The 507-nt window shown below is 52.7% G+C and carries 1 protein-coding gene; it reads right to left on the reverse strand.

The window, feature by feature from the left end:
* Positions 1–507 (reverse strand): hypothetical protein (locus tag ABDZ97_RS12195; RefSeq protein ID WP_343788044.1); only part of this gene is annotated, 507 nt, incomplete at both ends.

Raw genomic sequence — 507 nt, forward strand, 5'->3', positions numbered from 1 at the left:
GCACGGTACACCTGCATTTCCTTAATCCGTTGCAACTGGTCATACCGGTAAGCGGTTCCCTGAACATCCAGACCGTCTATAGCCGTGACCATGTGACGGATATTTCCGTTAAAAAGATCGGGCGAACCCGTACCAAATGCACTTCCGCTATAAGCTGCCTCAGCAGGCTGTCCCCCAATCGGAGCATAATCCCCGCCATAATACCCCAGAGAGAACCCGACCGCATCTACCGCAACACGCGAGTTGCGGGCAGCAAATACCCCCGTTGGGTACACCGTTCCGTCTTTTCCGGGATCTTTACTCTTATCCAGCACATTACTGTTCATCCCTTTCAGCCAACCGTTAATGGTGTACATAAAATCCTGTCCCTGTACCCGCGCACTTCCGATTTCCTTGCGCGCCAACGGTCCGTAATCGTAATAGCTATACCCCGCTTCCCGGTGATAGTGAATCGCATCCGTACTGCTGTACACCGCTCTCAGACGGTTCAGGGCATCGTATGTATAC

Source organism: Wandonia haliotis (assembly GCF_039523435.1).
GTDB lineage: Bacteria > Bacteroidota > Bacteroidia > Flavobacteriales_D > Crocinitomicaceae > Wandonia > Wandonia haliotis.